Origin of the sequence: Pseudarthrobacter sp. NBSH8 (genome assembly GCF_014217545.1) — a bacterium.
Lineage (GTDB): Bacteria > Actinomycetota > Actinomycetes > Actinomycetales > Micrococcaceae > Arthrobacter.
In genome coordinates this window covers 3,190,739-3,204,758 of sequence record NZ_CP043178.1, presented here as the reverse complement: position 1 = coordinate 3,204,758, position 14,020 = coordinate 3,190,739, and the positions used below count along the sequence as shown (strand labels likewise).

General features: G+C 68.0%; 11 protein-coding genes. 8 read left to right on the top strand and 3 right to left on the bottom strand.

Features of this window, described 5'->3' with window-relative positions:
• The first annotated feature begins 80 nt into the window (after positions 1-80).
• Genes FYJ92_RS14745 through FYJ92_RS14730 form a run of 4 tightly spaced genes read left to right on the top strand, consistent with a single transcriptional unit; the run spans position 81 to position 4,878 of the window.
• Positions 81-1,502 carry an extracellular solute-binding protein gene (locus FYJ92_RS14745; protein ID WP_185261363.1) on the top strand — a complete coding sequence of 474 codons (1,422 nt, stop codon included), beginning with the start codon at positions 81-83 and terminating at the stop codon, positions 1,500-1,502.
• A complete protein-coding gene (locus tag FYJ92_RS14740; RefSeq protein WP_185261362.1) occupies positions 1,499-2,464 on the top strand; it encodes a carbohydrate ABC transporter permease in 966 nt (321 codons plus the stop codon). The genes FYJ92_RS14745 and FYJ92_RS14740 overlap by 4 nt, the downstream gene beginning before the upstream one ends.
• An 8-nt stretch (positions 2,465-2,472) precedes the next feature.
• Positions 2,473-3,354, top strand: coding sequence for a carbohydrate ABC transporter permease (locus tag FYJ92_RS14735; protein WP_185261361.1), 882 nt, complete (start codon positions 2,473-2,475; stop codon positions 3,352-3,354).
• Between the two features lie 27 nt (positions 3,355-3,381).
• On the top strand, positions 3,382-4,878 hold the full coding sequence (locus tag FYJ92_RS14730; RefSeq protein WP_185261360.1) for a glycoside hydrolase family 32 protein: 1,497 nt from the start codon (positions 3,382-3,384) through the stop codon (positions 4,876-4,878).
• Positions 4,879-4,969: 91 nt separating this feature from the next.
• On the opposite strand, the gene FYJ92_RS14725 is transcribed toward FYJ92_RS14730, so the two are convergent.
• Both FYJ92_RS14725 and FYJ92_RS14720 read right to left on the bottom strand, forming a co-directional pair.
• Positions 4,970-6,052: a LacI family DNA-binding transcriptional regulator gene (locus FYJ92_RS14725; RefSeq protein ID WP_185261359.1), complete on the bottom strand. Its 1,083-nt coding sequence runs from the start codon at positions 6,050-6,052 to the stop codon at positions 4,970-4,972.
• Positions 6,053-6,092: 40 nt separating this feature from the next.
• Positions 6,093-7,289, bottom strand: coding sequence for an MFS transporter (locus FYJ92_RS14720; RefSeq protein WP_185261358.1), 1,197 nt, complete (start codon positions 7,287-7,289; stop codon positions 6,093-6,095).
• Positions 7,290-7,513: 224 nt separating this feature from the next.
• Between FYJ92_RS14720 and FYJ92_RS14715 the strand changes: the two genes are divergently transcribed.
• From FYJ92_RS14715 to menD, 4 genes are all read left to right on the top strand, one after another.
• Positions 7,514-7,915, top strand: a complete 402-nt coding sequence (locus tag FYJ92_RS14715; protein WP_185261357.1) for an Hpt domain-containing protein — start codon at positions 7,514-7,516, stop codon at positions 7,913-7,915.
• Between the two features lie 63 nt (positions 7,916-7,978).
• Positions 7,979-8,971, top strand: a complete 993-nt coding sequence (locus tag FYJ92_RS14710) for an o-succinylbenzoate synthase (RefSeq protein WP_185261356.1) — start codon at positions 7,979-7,981, stop codon at positions 8,969-8,971.
• Between the two features lie 184 nt (positions 8,972-9,155).
• Positions 9,156-11,243 (top strand): PhoX family phosphatase, encoded by a 2,088-nt coding sequence (locus FYJ92_RS14705; RefSeq protein WP_185261355.1) that lies wholly within the window; start codon positions 9,156-9,158, stop codon positions 11,241-11,243.
• Positions 11,244-11,392: 149 nt separating this feature from the next.
• Complete coding sequence (gene menD / locus FYJ92_RS14700) at positions 11,393-13,102, top strand: 2-succinyl-5-enolpyruvyl-6-hydroxy-3-cyclohexene-1-carboxylic-acid synthase (protein WP_185261354.1); 1,710 nt, start codon at positions 11,393-11,395, stop codon at positions 13,100-13,102.
• Between the two features lie 110 nt (positions 13,103-13,212).
• Here the strand turns inward: menD and FYJ92_RS14695 are convergent, their stop codons facing one another.
• A complete protein-coding gene (locus FYJ92_RS14695; RefSeq protein WP_185261353.1) occupies positions 13,213-14,016 on the bottom strand; it encodes an amino acid ABC transporter ATP-binding protein in 804 nt (267 codons plus the stop codon).
• Positions 14,017-14,020: the final 4 nt, after the last annotated feature.

Genomic DNA, 14,020 nt, shown 5'->3' with positions numbered 1-14,020 from the left:
CCAGCCGGCCGGATGTGACACTTGACACGTGTTAGGTCAGCGTCATATGCTACCTGACACGTGTTAGGAAGGAAATTGACATGACCGGTGCCACAACTGGCCGCCTGCGTGAACTCTCACGCCGGACCGCCCTGGGTGCTTTGGGAGCAGGAATTGTGGGAGCAACGGTGGCATCGTGGCCCAGGCTCTCCGGATCCGACATTCCCGGGCGGGGCGACAACAGCCTCAGCATTGCCATCATGGGGACCGCCGCCGATGCCGCCGCGCGCCAGCGCGCCATCGACGCGTTCACCCGCCTCCACCCGGACATCCGGGTCAAGGTCCAGGCCATCCAGGCCGTGGACTGGAAAGACTTCTTCACCAAGATCCTCACCATGGTGGCCGCCGGCACCCCGCCCGACGTCGTCTATGTTGCCACCGAGGGCGCGCAGCTCTTCGCGGACAAGTTGGCCCACCCGCTGGACGAATACCTGCGCCGCGACGCCGCGGACATGGCCGAGTTCTTCGACGACGTCCACCCCAGCCTGGTGGAGGCCTTTATGTACAAGGGCAGCCTCTTCCAGCTCCCCATGGACTGGAACGCCGCCAACATGTACTACAACACCACCGCCTTCGCGCAGGCAGGGCTGGAGCGCCCGGCCGACGACTGGACCAACGTGGACTTCCGCAACAACCTCGCCGCGATGCGCAGGGTCCGCCCGTCCGACTTCACGCCGTACTACTGGACCAACCGGCTCTTCGGCGGCGTGGTGCCCTGGCTCTACGCCAACGACACCAGCTTCCTGAAGGAAACCCGCTCCACCGGAGGGGACTGGCTCTGGGACTCCTTCTACACCAACGATCCCACCCGCAACCTGCGCTCCGGCGGCTACCAGTGGCTCGAACCCAACGCCGACGACCCCCGCGTGTTCGAGACCTTCGACTACCTGCGCGGCCTGGTCAAGGACGGCCTCGGCGTCCGGCCCGAAGAAGGCGGCGGCAGTTCCCTGGTGGGGCTTTTCGCCTCCAACCGGGTCGGCGCCACTCCGGCTGGCGGCTACTGGGTCCAGGGCCTCCACGAGGCCGGCATGAAGGCGGACGACTACGACGTTGCATTTTTCCCCAAGTGGCGAAGCCAGCGGCACCAGTTCGGCACCGCCGGCTACGCCATCATGAAAACCGCCAAGGACAAGGACGCCGCCTGGGAATGGATCAAGTTCAGCGCCAGCCGCGAGGCCATGGAGCTGATCTTCCCCAACCCGGTCACCACCCCGGCCCGCCGCTCCATGGTTAACGAGGCCCTGTACGCGGGCAAAGGCCCGGCGCACTGGAAGGTCTTCTACGACACGCTGGACAAGTACCCCACCACCGGCCCCATCCCCGCGCCGCCCCAGCAGGCCGCCGTCGAAACGGCCCTGATGAAAAACGTCTCGCTGGCCGTCAGTGGCGATGAGCGCCAGCTCAAGCAGGCTCTCGAGTCCATGCAGCGCGATCTTGAACTGGCCCTGAGGAGGCAGTCATGAGCACCACCATCCCTCGCCGGGACCGGCGGAAGCAGGCCGCCACGGCCATCAAGCCCGCAACGCCCGCCACTTCGCGGACCGAGTCCGGCCGGCACAGCCAGCGCTGGCTCGCCTGGATCTTCCTGGCCCCCACCATCCTGGGCATGGGCCTGTTCACCCTGGTGCCCATCGCGGCGTCGGTGGTCCTGGCGTTCTTCCGCTGGGACATCATCTCCGCCCCCACATTCGTGGGCTTCGACAACTTCGCCGAAGTGGTCCAGGACCCTACGGTCCGCGTGTCCTTCCTGAACACCATTGCGTTTGTGATTGTGGCGGTGGCTCTCCAGCTTGGCCTGGCTCTGGCGCTCGCCGTGATGGTGCAGGAGAAGATGCCGGCCTGGCTGCGGACCTTCTTCCGCTCGGCCTTCTTCTTCCCGCTGATCCTCTCCGCGGCCTCGGTGTCCATTTTCATGCGGTACCTCTTCAACGAGCAGTTCGGCGTGGTCAACTGGTTCCTCTCCCTCGCCGGCATTCCCGCGGTGCCGTGGCTGACCACCCCGGGCGGCTCGGCCGCCGTCGTGATCCTTGTCTACGTGTGGCAGAACTTCGGGTTCTCGTTCCTGCTGTTCCTCGGCGGGCTGGCCTCGATCCCAGTGGAAACCTATGAAGCTGCCGCGCTGGATGGCGCCACCGGCTGGCGCAAACACGTCTACGTCACCCTGCCGCTGCTCAGCCCCACCACACTGCTGGCGTCCGTGATGGCCATCATCAGCGCCCTCCAGGTGTTCGACCAGCCGTACGTCCTGACCCGCGGCGGGCCCGGAGACTCCACCCGCACCGCCGTGATGGTGATCTTCGAATCCGCGTTCCAGCGCCTCGAGTTCGGTGAGGCCTCGGCCATTGGCGTGATCCTGACCCTGATCATCATGGCCATCACCGCCGCGCAGTTCCGGCTCAGCAAACGATTCGTCTTCTACCAGTAAGGCCAGCCATGACTACCACTACAGAGCGTGTCTCCACCCGCACCCCTGCCGTGCCTGCCCGGTCCCGGCGGAAGCCGAACTGGAACCTGGTCCTCCGAATTGTCCTGCTGATGATCGCGGCGGTCCTGACCCTGGGCCCGGTGATGTGGACCCTGTCCACTTCGCTCCGGTCGCCGTCGGAATCGTTCAAGCTGCCGCCGTCGTTCTTCCCCTGGAATCCGGACTTCACGTCCTACGGGCAGGTCTTCCGGCAGCTGGACATCGTCCTCCTGGTGCTGAACAGTGCGCTGGTCACCGGGCTCATCGCCGTGGGCCAGATGGTGACCGCCGCGATGGCCGGCTACGCTTTCGCCAACCTGAAGTTCCGCGGCCGCGGGGCCCTGTTCTCCATCGTCCTGGCCACCATGATGGTGCCCGTGCAGGTGACCATCGTGCCGGTGTTTATGCTGATCCGCGGCATGGGGCTTTCGGACACCCTGCTGGCACTGATCCTGCCCGCCATCCCGACGGCGTTCGGCACCTTCCTTATGCGGCAGTACTTCTTGGGACTGCCCACCGACCTCGCGGAAGCGGCGGCGATCGACGGCGCCTCACCCTGGCGGACCTTCCGCTCGGTCTACGCCCCGCTGGCTGTCCCGGGGATGGCGATCGTGGGCATCCTTGCCTTCAATTTCCACTGGAACGAGTTCTTCCGTCCGCTCATCATGACCATCTCGGAACAGAACTTCACCCTGCCGCTGGGCCTCGTCTCCCTCCAGGGCAACCTGGGCACCGGCAGCATCTCCGTGGTGCTGGCCGGCGTAGTCCTGTCCATGATCCCCGCCCTGGTGGTCTTCATCTTCGGCCAGCGCGCGCTGCAGGACGGCCTCACCGCCGGCAGCGGCAAATAAACCCCAACTACTGAGAGGCTAACTTCCATGTCATCCCCGGACCCCGCCGCCGCCGCCGACTTCGCCCGCATTGCCGCCGCCCACCCCGACGCCGCGTTCCCGCACTTCCACCCCCGCCCCGCGCAAGGCTGGATCAACGATCCCAACGGCATCAGCCACCTCAACGGCCGCTACCACGTCTTCTTCCAGTACAACCCCGAGTCCGCCAGACACCACAGGATCGCCTGGGGCCACGTCAGCTCCGCGGACCTGGTCCGCTGGGAAGAGCACCCCGTGGCGTTGAGGCCGCAGGGCGGCGGGCCGGACGCGTACGGCTGCTGGACCGGTGTGGTGACGGACGACGGCGGCGTCCCCACCGCCGCGTACTCCGGCGTCCGCGGCGACGGCGGCCACTCCCAAGTGGTCATCTCGCGCGGTTCCGCGGACCTCGTTTCCTGGACGCAGGACGGCCACGTGGCTGCGTCCATGCCGGCCGACCCCCTGGTCACGGCGGTCCGCGATCCGTTCATCTTCCGCTTCAACGGCAAGCGCTACGCCATGCAGGGCGCCGGGCTGGCCTCCGGCCACGCCGCGCTCCTGCTGTACACGGTGGAGGACCTGTCCGACTGGACGTACCAGGGCATCTGGCTCACGTCCGAGAACCCGGTCGCCGCTGCCTGGACACCGGCCGAGATCTGGGAATGCCCGCAGCTGGTCCGGGTACCGTCCGGGGACGACGGCGACGCGTGGGTCATGATGTTCTCCCTCTGGCTCTCCGGGGATGACCACGAGCACGCCAACGGCGTGGGCCACCTCATCGGCTCCCTGGCCGAGGACCCCGCCACCGGGCTGCCGGTGTTCTCCCCGGAGACCGGCGGAAAGTCTGACCTGGGCCGGGACTTCTACGCGCCCCAGATCATGCAGCTGCAGGACGGTAGCGGTGCTCCCGGTGTTCCGGCTTCTTCCTCCGCTCGTGCTGCCCTCGCGGAGCCGAAAGCACTGCTGTGGGGCTGGGCCAATGAAGGACCCGGGCGGGACGGCCGCCGGGGCCGCAGCCAGGAACAGATCGACGCCGCGGGCTGGGCCGGCGTTCTCACGCATCCGCGACTTCTGTCCGTGGTGGACGGTTCCCTGGCCGTGGCCCCCGCTCCGGAGGTGGATGCCTACCGTGGCACGCAACTGGCGTTGCAGGTTGCCGGGAGCGTTGAGCTGCCGCCGTATGCCGAGGCCGTTGTGGGCGGCGGGCCCGTTGTGGGCGGTGGGCCGGCGGCGCTGCCCGCGGACGCCGTCGTCGAACTTTCCCTGGTGGGCGGTGGATCAACGGACGCTGGATCCCCGGCCGACGCCGGGCAAGTGGTGTTCAGCGGACCTCTGGCGGCGGGGGAGGAGCTGCGGGTGTTTGTGGACGCGTCGCTGGTGGAGGTGTACCGGAGCGGTTCGGTTGCCACCACGCTGCGCGCCTATCCGGCGCCCGGCGAGCGGTGGGTGCTGCGGCTTCCCGACGGCGCGGCTGCAGACATCTGGCAGCTGGAACAGCCCGAATAACGTACAACGCGGGGTCACATAAAGCCCATCCGGAGGCCTCGGACGGGCGTTTAGTGACCCCGCGTTGTCGTTGCTTTTTGGGGGACCCGGCTCAGGCCCGGCTAGGGGGGACCGGCCCGGTTGACTCGCGCACCACGAGCCGGCACGGAACCAGCGTCTGGCCGGGGCGGCTGTGTCCGGCGGATGCGCCGCCGCCGTCGTGATCCTCCGGCTCCTCGGACAGCTCCTGGAGGAGCCCGGTCATGGCCGTGGCGCCCATCTCCCGCAGCGGGAGGGCCATGGTGGTGAGCGCAGGGACCATGGTGGAGGCGATGCGGAATTCGTCGTCGTATCCCATGACGGAGACATCTTGAGGCACAGCCAGGCCCAGGCGATTGGCCGCGAGCACCACGCCGATGGCCAGGCGGTCGTTCGCGCACACGATCGCGGTGGGGCGGTCCGGCGCAGCCACGCCGTCCAGGAGTTTCATGGCACCGTGGAAGCCGGCATCGATGTCCCAGCCAGCCTCGAGGATCCGGCCCGGCCGCACCGGCAGCCCGGCGGCCTCAAAGGCGTCCCGGTGGCCCTGGATTCGGCGCGGCGCGGCGGGCCTGAGGCCGTCACCGGCGAGGACCGCGATGTCCCGGTGGCCAAGCCCCAGAAGGTGCGTTGCAGCCTCCCGGCCGCCGCGGACCTCATCCGGAATGACGGCGGGAACGCCCGCCTCGGGACGGTCATCGAAGCAGTTGGCCAGCACCGACGGCACGCGCAGCATGTTGAACGGGACGTGCAGGGGGCGCAGGCCCACGGTGACGTACATCAGCCCGTCCACCTGGCGGTCCAGCAGCGTGGCCACCGCACTTTCGTCGCGGGCCTCGTCCAGCTCCGTATCCATCACCACGGTGACAAAACCCTGGGACCTGGCCACGGCGTCCGCGCCGGCGATGATGTTGCCGTCGAACGGGCTGGTGACCACCTGGTCCGAGACGATCCCGATGATCCGCGACCGGCGGTTCCGCAGGCTCACGGCGATGGTGTTGGGCGTGTAGTTCAGCGTGGCGGCCGCTTCACGGATCCGGAGCTGGCTTTCCTTGGCCACATTTCCGTCGCCGCGCCCGTTCAGGACCAGCGACACCGCGCTGCGGGACACTCCGGCGAGCTTGGCGACGTCGAGTGCTGTGGCTTTGCGGTTCATGCTGGGTTTCCTCCCGCGTGCGGTATTTCCTGCAGTCTACCTAACGCGTGTGAGGTGCGCCCGGACCCGGGGTAGCTGCTTTCGGGAGGCGCGGGATGCTGGCCGTCGCGACCAGCAATGCCAGGGCCCCGAGACCGAACGGCAGGGCGGTGAGGGTGGCGATGCCGCCCACCAGCAGCGGCCCGCCGGCATCGCCGAGTTCACGGCCGAGCTCCGCCGAACCCATGGTCCGGCCCATGCGCTCCGGCGGCGTGGTGTCGGCCAGATGCGCGAACCCGAGCGGCGTGGCCAGGCCGACTCCCGCGCCAATGGCCGCCGCGGCAATGAACAGTGTGACCGGACCCGGGGTGAGGGCGATGAGGGCGACGCCCGCGGCGGTAAGGAGGAGCCCCGTCGTCGTACCTTTGTTGTCGCTGACGCGGTGCGCGTCGCGCATCCTGCCGATCCAGGGCTGGGTGAGCACCGAGGTGATGGCCAGGACACTGACCGCGGCTGTCCCGGCAACCGGGCCAAGGCCGTGCCGGGTGGCGAGCGCGGGGATGAATCCGATCGCCGCGCCGAGCGCTCCCGTCGAGGCCGCCAGCACGAGCGTCGGCACGAGGAAGCGCCGCTCCGTGACCTGGCGGGCAAGGTCCAGCACGGTGTAGCGCTGCCGGGGGAGCGGCGGCAGGTGGGGAACGGACACCAGCACCCACACGGCGGTGCCCGCCGCCAGTACCGACAGGGCCCCGAACAGCAGGGCAAACCCGCCCGCGAGGATCAGTCCGGCGCCCAGCAGGGGGCCGATGACGTAGCCCAGGCTCTTCCAGGAACCGTACCGGCCGAAGTAGGTCCCGGCCTTCTTACCCGCCGCCAGCCGCGCAACCATCGCGGACGATGCCGGCGAGAAGGCCGAAGCCGCAGCGCCCTGCCCCAGCCGCGCGAGTCCAAGCATCAGCGGATCCACCGCCCAGAGGCCGATCAGTGACAGCACCGCGAAGGCCAGGAGGCCGCCGACGATGACGGGTTTGGTTCCGATCCGGTCGCTCAGGGCGCCGAAGACGGGCTTGAGGAAGACCTCGGAAATGTCATAGAGGGCGAGCAGTATGCCCAGGTTGAGCAGTGTCAGGCCGATGTTCTCGCTCTGGGCACCCATGCCTGCTGCGATGCTGTGGGCGCCGAACGCGGTAACGAACCCGGCCGCGTACAGGGGGGTGGTTGACGCCCGGGCGTTGACCACTGGTGCCGGAGCGCTCACGTGTGTACTTCGAGACAGGGCGCCTGTTTCATTGAAGTCACACCGCAAAGCGTAACAATCGCCGACCTGGTTAGCGCCAACAGCTCGTCTGCACCCAGTGCCCCTGAGATGAAAGTCGAGTACTGACTACTGATGCTTTCGGCATCCCGGCCACATACGGTCGAACGGGGGGAACTTACGGCACGTCCATGGGTACACCGCTTCTCGGGGCAGGAAGGACAGTTATGGCGCCGGAAGACGTCAACGACCTGCCCCTCCTGGATCAGGCAGTGCTGGACAGGCTCCGCATCGAGCTCGATGACGATGACGGCGTGTGGAAGGTGTTCGTGCAGAACTTCATCGAGAACCTGCCCCACCGGACTGAAAAGGTGCGGCTGACCCTCACCACCGGTGACCTGACCGGCGCGATGGATGCGGTCCTGAGCCTCAAGACTTCCGGCCAGATGGTGGGCGCGGAACGCCTGGCCGGACTTGCCATGGACCTTGAACGGTCCCTTCGCCAAGAGAGCGTCGATGCTGAGCCTGACCGGGTCCTGCCCCGGCTGGCAGCAGACCGCCTTCGGCAGATCATTCGCTGCGCCCGGCAGACCACCTATCTCTTGCAGAGATTCCTGCACTCCGAGTGAGGCCGTGTGCAGCCAACGCTGCAGAGTCCAACGCGGACCTTTCCGCGCTTGTACAGTGAATCCATGCCTGCCACCTTCCCCGCCCTGGACGAGCTGCTCGCCACTGCCCATGTGGTGAGCCTGCCCATGCGGGTGAAGTTCCGCGGCATCATGGAGCGCGAAACGCTGCTGCTGCGCGGCCCGCACGGCTGGGGCGAGTTTTGCCCGTTCCCCGAATACGCCGACGCCGAGGCCTCCCGCTGGCTCGCCGCCAGCATCGAGGCCGGCTGGGATGGCTTCCCGTCGCCCGTCCGTTCGGTGATCCCCGTCAACGCCACCGTGCCCGCCGTTTCCGCGGACCGCGTGGCCGACGTCTTGGCCCGCTTCGGCCGGGTGGATGCCGTCAAGATCAAGGTGGCCGAACGCGGGCAGACGCTTGATGACGACGCCGCCCGGGTCGCCGCTGTCCGTGCCGCCCTGCCCGACGCCGCCATCCGCGTCGACGCCAACGGCGGCTGGGACGTGCCTACCGCCGTGGCGGCACTCACCCTGCTCGCCGCCGTCGGACTTGAATACGCCGAGCAGCCGGTGCCCACCATCGAGGGGCTCGCCGAGGTGCGCCGCCAGCTGCGCGCCGCCGGGACGCCGGTGCTGATCGCGGCCGACGAAAGCGTGCGCAAGGAATCCGATCCGCTTAAGGTGGCGCGGGCCGGCGCGGCAGATCTGCTGGTTGTTAAGGTCGCGCCGCTAGGGGGAGTGCGGCGCGCGCTGGACATCGTGGCGCAGGCCGGGCTCCCCGCCGTCGTCAGTTCTGCGCTGGACACCTCCGTGGGGATCCGCGCCGGGCTGGCCTTGGCGGCTGCCCTGCCCGGGTTGCCGTACGCGTGCGGGCTGGGGACGGTGTCGCTGTTCGCCTCGGATATCACGCTGGATCCGTTAGTGGCCGACGACGGCGCCATCCGCCTACGCGACGTCACCGCCGACGCCGGGCTGCTGGAGCAGTTTGCGGCTTCCGCCGAACGCCGCGACTGGTGGCTGGCCCGGCTCGGGCGCGTCCACGCCCTCCTGGCTCCCTGACGCTCTCTCACATCCTGCACGTTTCTTACGGACGCTCTCTCACATCCTGCGGCTTTTCCGGCAACGCTCTCTCACATCCCTGCAGGTCACCGCAGGTTCACCGGAACTTCACCTGGCTGACGGCTTGGGGTCGGGACCGGCTGGGAGGGTGGGCGGGACCCGATCGTAAATTTGGAGGCACCCCTTGTCTGAAACGACAGCCCGCAAGTTCACCCTGCTGCCCATGCTCGGCCATACCAAGGGCAAGCGCAGCGCCGTCACGTGCGCTTTGAAATGCGATAACGCCTGCGCCGGCGATGTCTGCAATACCAGCTCCAACAGCTACTTCCGGGACATCGCGGCCGCCACCATGTCCCGCCGCGCCGCCCTGGGCTTCGGCGCCGCCGGTGCGCTCGCCGTCGTACTCGGCAGCGCCATTACTGCCGCGGAACCGGCAGTTGCTGGCGGACCCGGCCTGGCCCCCGCCGCGAAGGAAGGCTTCGCGAAGTCGAAGCTGACGTTCACGCCGATCGCTCCGGTGGACGCCGCCGTCGACGCTTTCACGGTGCCGGAAGGCTTCACCTGGCAGCCCGTGATCCGCTGGGGCGACCCGATCTTCAACGGCACGCCGGACTTCGATCTGAACAACCAGACGGCCGCCGCGCAGGAGAAGCAGTTCGGCTACAACAACGACTACACGGACATCCTGGAGATCCCGAACAGCAAGGGCCGACGTGCCCTGCTGTTCGCCAACCACGAATACACGAACGAGAACATCATGTTCCCGGCCACCATGCCGGCGGCCGACGTCCGCGCGGTGGGGGCCGCTGCGCACGGGCTGAGCGTCGTCGAACTCGAGCGCAAGAACACCACCAAGCCGTGGACCTACGTCAAGGGCGCGCCGCTGAACCGCCGCTACCTGAACAACACCGTCTACGAACTGACTGGCCCCGCCGCGGGTTCCGCGCTGGTCAAGACCGTCGAGGACCCGAGCGGCCGCAAGATCAAGGGCACCCTGGGCAACTGCTCCGGCGGCACCACCCCGTGGGGCACAATCCTCTCCGGCGAGGAAAACTTCAACGGCTACTTCGTCTCCCCGGGAACGTCCGCCAGCGACAAGCGCTACGGCCTGTCGTCGTCGGCCACTGCGCGCAAGTGGGAACTGGACGATCCCCGCTTCGACACCCGCAACGCCGGTTACGAAAACGAAACCAACCGCTTCGGCTGGATCGTGGAAGTTGACCCGTTCGATCCCACGTCCACCCCGAAGAAGCACTCCTCGCTGGGCCGTTTCAAGCACGAGGGCGCCAACGTGATTGTGGCCGATTCAGGGCATGTGGTGGCCTACATGGGCGACGACGAGCGCTTCGACTACCTGTACAAGTTCGTTTCGGCCGGGAAGTACCGCCCCGGTACTTCGGCTGCCGACCGAGCGCACAACATGACGCTGCTCTCCGCGGGCAACCTCTACGTCGCCAGGTTCACGGGCAACTCACCGTTGGAGGAGATCACCGGAGCCGGCAACGTGCCCGCCGACGGTTCCTTCGACGGCACCGGCGAATGGCTGCCCCTGGTGGTGGACGGCGCCTCCGCCGTGCCCGGCATGACCCTGGAAGAGGTCCTGGTCTACACCCGCCTCGCCGCCGACAAAGTGGGCCCCACCAAGATGGACCGCTGCGAGGATGTGGAACCGAGTCTCCTCACGGGCAAGGTCTACGTGGCCTGCACCAACAACTCGGACCGCGGCAAGGTTGGCAAGGAAGGCGCCACGGAGATCAACCCGCGCAACGCCAACCGCGACGGCCACATCGTGGAAATCACCGAGGCTCCCGGGCAGATCGGCACCGCGTTCACCTGGAACCTGCTGATGGTCTGCGGCGACCCCGCCACCGGTGACGTGACCTACTTCTCCGGCTTCCCGGTGGACAAAGTCTCGCCGATCTCCTGCCCGGACAACCTTGCGTTCGACTCCGTTGGCAACCTGTGGATCTCCACGGACGGCGCCCCCGCCGGCATCGGCAAGGCCGACGGCCTCTTCAAGGTCACCCTCGAAGGCGCCGAGCGCGGCAAGGTGGAGCAGTTCCTGGCGGTGCCGAAGGAAGCGGAAACCTGCGGACCGATCGTCCACGACGAGGAGCGGAACGTGTTCGTGTCCGTGCAGCACCCGGGTGAAGACGGCTCGTTCGCGGACCAGCACTCCTTCTTCCCGGACTACGTTGCAGAAGGCACGACGCCGGCCCGTGGCCAGGTGCGTGCGCCCCGTCCGGCGGTAGTCCAGGTGTTCCGCGGCTAGTTCCCTCCCAGCCCGGACGCTCTCTCACTTTTGGTGGGTTTTTCGCCAACGCTCTATCACTTCCTGCCCTGCTGCGGCAGGGAGTGAGAGAGCGTTTGGCATTTGAGCGCGTTAAGTGAGAGAGCGTCCAGGGGTGGCAGACTGGACCAGTGCCTTCTGAGACTTCCCTGAACTCCCTCGCCGCCGCGCGGATCGCCGTCGACGCCCTGATCGACGGCGGCGTCCAGTATGTGGTGGTCTCGCCCGGATCACGCTCCGCCCCCATGGCCTACGCCCTCGCCGAGGCCGAAGCGGCCGGGCGCGTGGACCTCCTGGTCCGCATCGACGAACGTTCCGCCGGCTTCACGGCCCTTGGCCTGGCCCTGTCCACCGGCTCCCCGGCGGCTGTCCTCACCACCTCAGGCACCGCCGTCGGGAATCTTATGCCCGCTGTGATGGAGGCCAACCACGCGGCCGTCCCGCTGGTGGTGCTCTCCGCGGACCGGCCAGAGGAGCTGCAGGGGACCGGCGCCAACCAGACCACCCTCCAACTGGACCTGTTCGGCGAGCACGTGCGGTTCGCCGCCGACGTCCCGGCCGGCAGCAGCCCGTTGCGCGCGGTGGAAACGGCACTGGCCGCGGCCAGCGGCGCGTTTTCCGACCTCGCGCCCGGGCCCGTCCAGCTGAACCTGGCGTTCCGCGATCCGCTGGTTCCCGCACCGGACGAGGAACTTCCGACGGCGGCCGGGCACTCCCGGTTCCGGATCGGCACAGACCCGCTCACCATGAACCTGCCGCCCGCCCTCTTGGGGCTGGAGGAGCGGCGCACCGTGGTTCTTGCAGGGCACGACGCCGGGCCCGTCGCCGAGGCGTTTGCCCGCTCCCACGGCCTGCCGCTGCTCGCGGAGCCGTCCTCAAATGCACGGTTCGGTCCCAACGCCGTGGGCCCGTACCGGCTGCTGCTGGAACACTTCGGACCAACGGCGGCCCAGCCCATCGAACGGGTGGTGATGTTCGGCCGGCCCACACTGTCCCGCCCGGTTGCCGCACTTCTGGAGCGTGCCGACGTGCCGTCCGCGCTGTACCAGCCGGTCCCTGTGGCCTGGTATCAGACGGGCCGGCGCACCGAACTTCCGCTGGAGAACCTGGCCGACCTCGCCGATTTCGCCGGCCGTGGCCCGTCCGACTGGCTGGATACCTGGCTGCTGGCGGGGGCCGCAGCGCAGCATGCGCTCGACGGCGTCCTGGCCGCCGAGCCTGCTGCTACCGGGCCGTCGGTGGGCGCCCTGGTGTGGCGGCACGCTCGCGGCCAGTTGATGCTGGGATCCTCCAACGGCATCCGCGACGTTGACCTGGCCGGGCTGCCCGCCGCCGGGCCCGGCGCGACGGTCTACGCCAACCGCGGCCTCGCCGGGATCGACGGCACCATCTCCACCGCCACCGGCATTGCCCTCGGCGGCCGCCAGGACACCACGCTGCTGCTGGGTGACGTCACGTTCCTGCACGACGCCGGCGGCCTGCTCCTGGGCTCCGGCGAACCCGAACCCGGGCTCCGGATCGTGGTGCTGAACGACGCCGGCGGTGCCATTTTCGATCTGCTGGAGCACGGGGCCGTGCGTGAATCCGGGCGCTACACGGACGCCGTCGAACGGCTGTTCGGCACCCCCCACACCGTGGACATCGCGGCACTCGCCGCAGCGTACGGCGTCGGGCATTGCTCGGTGAGTACGACGGCGGGACTTGCCGAGGCGCTGGCCGCACCGCTGAAGGGCCGCAGCATCATCGAAGTCCGCACGCACCGTGTTGGCCTCCGTGACTTGCATGCCCGCATCAAGACCGCCGTGGCCGCCGCCGTCGGAGGAGCAGCCGCCCGGTACTGAAGTCACTTGGCGACTCGCATAGTCACTTACGCGGCCGGTATTCCGGTAGCGGCAGGGCATATGCGAGTCGCCAGGTAACAGCCGCGTCGAAAAGCGGACGCGCGGGCGGCCTACTCTTCGATGTCGATGTGCGTCGGATCCAGGACGCGGCGCAGGAACTCCTTGGTACGGTCCTGGGTGGGTGCGGAAATGACCTGCTCGGCCACGCCTTCCTCCACCACCACGCCGCCGTCCATGAACACCACGCGGTCCGCCACCTCGCGGGCGAAGCCCATTTCGTGGGTCACCACCAGCATGGTCATGCCCTCCTTGGCCAGGTTTCTCATGACGGAGAGGACATCGCCTACGGTCTCGGGGTCCAGCGCGGAGGTTGGCTCGTCAAAGAGCATCAGTTCGGGGTCCATGCTCAGTGCCCGGGCAATGGCCACGCGCTGCTGCTGGCCGCCGGAAAGCTGGTCCGGGAAACGGTCGGACAGATGCCCCAAACCGACGCGCTCAAGGTTGTGCTGGGCCACTTTGTCGGCTTCTTCCTGGGAACGCTTCAGGACCTTCGTCTGCGCGATGGTGCAGTTCCCCTTGGCGTCAAGGTGCGGGAACAGGTTGAACTGCTGGAACACCATGCCCACTTTGCGGCGCATCTTATCGATGTCCACGTCAGGGTGGGTAGCTTCGAAGCCGCCCACGTGGATGGCGCCCTCGTTGGGCTGCTCGAGGAGATTGACGCAGCGCAGGAGGGTGGACTTGCCGGAGCCGGACGGACCGATCAGGCACACCACTTCGCCGGGCGCCACGTCCAGGCTGATGCCCTTGAGGACCTCGTTGGACCCGTAGGACTTGCGGAGGTCCTTGATGGAGACCCCGGCCGCATTGATGGTGCCGGTGTTGCCGGCGGAGGAATTTACGACGTCGTTCATGGCT

What these genes read in the sequence shown, in the direction of transcription:
- FYJ92_RS14710 (WP_185261356.1), top strand. Translation starts at nt 7,979, where the DNA reads ATGCCTGCCACCTTCCCCGCCCTGGACGAGCTGCTCGCCACTGCCCAT.
- FYJ92_RS14695 (WP_185261353.1), bottom strand. Translation starts at nt 14,016, where the DNA reads ATGAACGACGTCGTAAATTCCTCCGCCGGCAACACCGGCACCATCAAT.
- FYJ92_RS14735 (WP_185261361.1), top strand. Translation starts at nt 2,473, where the DNA reads ATGACTACCACTACAGAGCGTGTCTCCACCCGCACCCCTGCCGTGCCT.
- FYJ92_RS14745 (WP_185261363.1), top strand. Translation starts at nt 81, where the DNA reads ATGACCGGTGCCACAACTGGCCGCCTGCGTGAACTCTCACGCCGGACC.
- FYJ92_RS14740 (WP_185261362.1), top strand. Translation starts at nt 1,499, where the DNA reads ATGAGCACCACCATCCCTCGCCGGGACCGGCGGAAGCAGGCCGCCACG.
- FYJ92_RS14730 (WP_185261360.1), top strand. Translation starts at nt 3,382, where the DNA reads ATGTCATCCCCGGACCCCGCCGCCGCCGCCGACTTCGCCCGCATTGCC.
- FYJ92_RS14725 (WP_185261359.1), bottom strand. Translation starts at nt 6,052, where the DNA reads ATGAACCGCAAAGCCACAGCACTCGACGTCGCCAAGCTCGCCGGAGTG.
- FYJ92_RS14715 (WP_185261357.1), top strand. Translation starts at nt 7,514, where the DNA reads ATGGCGCCGGAAGACGTCAACGACCTGCCCCTCCTGGATCAGGCAGTG.